The organism is Enhygromyxa salina (assembly GCF_000737335.2).
Taxonomy (GTDB): Bacteria; Myxococcota_A; Polyangia; order Nannocystales; family Nannocystaceae; genus Plesiocystis; species Plesiocystis salina_C.
Window position 1 is genome coordinate 1 of the sequence record NZ_JMCC02000244.1, and the last position, 2477, is coordinate 2477.

General features: G+C 53.0%; 1 tRNA gene and 2 rRNA genes. All 3 read left to right on the forward strand.

Annotated features, from left to right (window positions below):
• Positions 1 to 160 (forward strand): 16S ribosomal RNA (locus tag DB30_RS40600); the annotation flags it as partial.
• A gap of 93 nt (positions 161 to 253) precedes the next feature.
• Positions 254 to 328 (forward strand) — tRNA-Glu (locus DB30_RS40605).
• Positions 329 to 539: 211 nt separating this feature from the next.
• A 23S ribosomal RNA gene (locus tag DB30_RS40610) occupies positions 540 to 2477 on the forward strand; the annotation flags it as partial.

Genomic DNA, 2477 nt, shown 5'->3' on the forward strand with positions numbered 1-2477 from the left:
CCGGGCCTTGTACACACCGCCCGTCACACCATGGGAGTGGGTTGCAAAAGAAGTAGGTAGCTTAACCTTCGGGAGGGCGCTTACCACTTTGTGATTCATGACTGGGGTGAAGTCGTAACAAGGTAACCGTAGGGGAACCTGCGGTTGGATCACCTCCTTACCTGAAGATACTGCCTTTCGAAGTGCTCACACAGATTGTCTGATAGAAAAGTAAAGAAGCAAGACGGCTGCGAAGTCGTGACGCATTTTTTGTGTCCCCTTCGTCTAGCGGTTAGGACTCCGCCCTTTCACGGCGGCAACAGGGGTTCGAATCCCCTAGGGGACGCCACTTGCTTGGTGACAGGTGAAAGGTGTCTCCACAAAATATCTCAAAGCCGGCGGCAACGTCAGGTTTGAGATATTGCTCTTTAACAATCCGGAACAAGCTGAAAATTGAAACGACGCATTGCGTTATTCCTCCGTAATAAGGAATAAAGCCAACGCGTTCGAGTCTCTCAATAATCACATCCGCGACGTCGCAAGACGCCTGTGGGTTGTGAGGTTAAGCGACTAAGCGTACACGGTGGATGCCCTGGCAGTCAGAGGCGATGAAGGACGTGCTAATCTGCGATAAGCGTCGGTGAGGTGATATGAACCGTTATAACCGGCGATTTCCGAATGGGGAAACCCAGTGTGATTCGTCACACTATCGCAACATGAATACATAGTGTTGCGAGGCGAACCGGGGGAACTGAAACATCTAAGTACCCCGAGGAAAAGAAATCAACCGAGATTCCCCCAGTAGCGGCGAGCGAACGGGGAGCAGCCCAGAGCCTGAATCAGCTTGTGTGTTAGTGGAAGCGTCTGGAAAGGCGCAGGGTACAGGGTGATACTCCCGTACACGAAAGCACACAGGCTGTGAGCTCGATGAGTAGGGCGGGACACGTGGTATCCTGTCTGAATATGGGGGGACCATCCTCCAAGGCTAAATACTCCTGACTGACCGATAGTGAACCAGTACCGTGAGGGAAAGGCGAAAAGAACCCCGGCGAGGGGAGTGAAACAGAACCTGAAACCGTGTACGTACAAGCAGTGGGAGCCTCTTTGTGGGGTGACTGCGTACCTTTTGTATAATGGGTCAGCGACTTATATTCTGTAGCAAGGTTAACCGTATAGGGGAGCCGCAGGGAAACCGAGTCTTAACTGGGCGTTAAGTTGCAGGGTATAGACCCGAAACCCGGTGATCTAGCCATGGGCAGGTTGAAGGTTGGGTAACACTAACTGGAGGACCGAACCGACTAATGTTGAAAAATTAGCGGATGACCTGTGGCTGGGGGTGAAAGGCCAATCAAACCGGGAGATAGCTGGTTCTCCCCGAAAGCTATTTAGGTAGCGCCTCGTGAACTCATCCTCGGGGGTAGAGCACTGTTTCGGCAAGGGGGTCATCCCGACTTACCAACCCGATGCAAACTGCGAATACCGGAGAATGTTATCACGGGAGACACACGGCGGGTGCTAACGTCCGTCGTGAAGAGGGAAACAACCCAGACCGCCAGCTAAGGTCCCAAAGTCATGGTTAAGTGGGAAACGATGTGGGAAGGCCCAGACAGCCAGGATGTTGGCTTAGAAGCAGCCATCATTTAAAGAAAGCGTAATAGCTCACTGGTCGAGTCGGCCTGCGCGGAAGATGTAACGGGGCTAAACCATGCACCGAAGCTGCGGCAGCAGTAGCGATACTGTTGGGTAGGGGAGCGTTCTGTAAGCCGTCGAAGGTGGCCTGTGAGGGCTGCTGGAGGTATCAGAAGTGCGAATGCTGACATAAGTAACGATAAAGCGGGTGAAAAGCCCGCTCGCCGGAAGACCAAGGGTTCCTGTCCAACGTTAATCGGGGCAGGGTGAGTCGACCCCTAAGGCGAGGCCGAAAGGCGTAGTCGATGGGAAACAGGTTAATATTCCTGTACTTGGTGTTGCTGCGAAGGGGGGACGGAGAAGGCTATGTTGGCCGGGCGACGGTTGTCCCGGTTTAAGCGTGTAGGCTGGTTTTCCAGGCAAATCCGGAAAATCAAGGCTGAGGCGTGATGACGAGGCACTACGGTGCTGAAGCAACAAATGCCCTGCTTCCAGGAAAAGCCTCTAAGCTCCAGGCAACACGAAATCGTACCCCAAACCGACACAGGTGGTCAGGTAGAGAATACCAAGGCGCTTGAGAGAACTCGGGTGAAGGAACTAGGCAAAATGGTGCCGTAACTTCGGGAGAAGGCACGCTGATATGTAGGTGAAGCGACTTGCTCGTGGAGCTGAAATCAGTCGAAGATACCAGCTGGCTGCAACTGTTTATTAAAAACACAGCACTGTGCAAACACGAAAGTGGACGTATACGGTGTGACGCCTGCCCGGTGCCGGAAGGTTAATTGATGGGGTTATCCGCAAGGAGAAGCTCTTGATCGAAGCCCCGGTAAACGGCGGCCGTAACTATAACGGTCCTAAGGTAGCGAAAT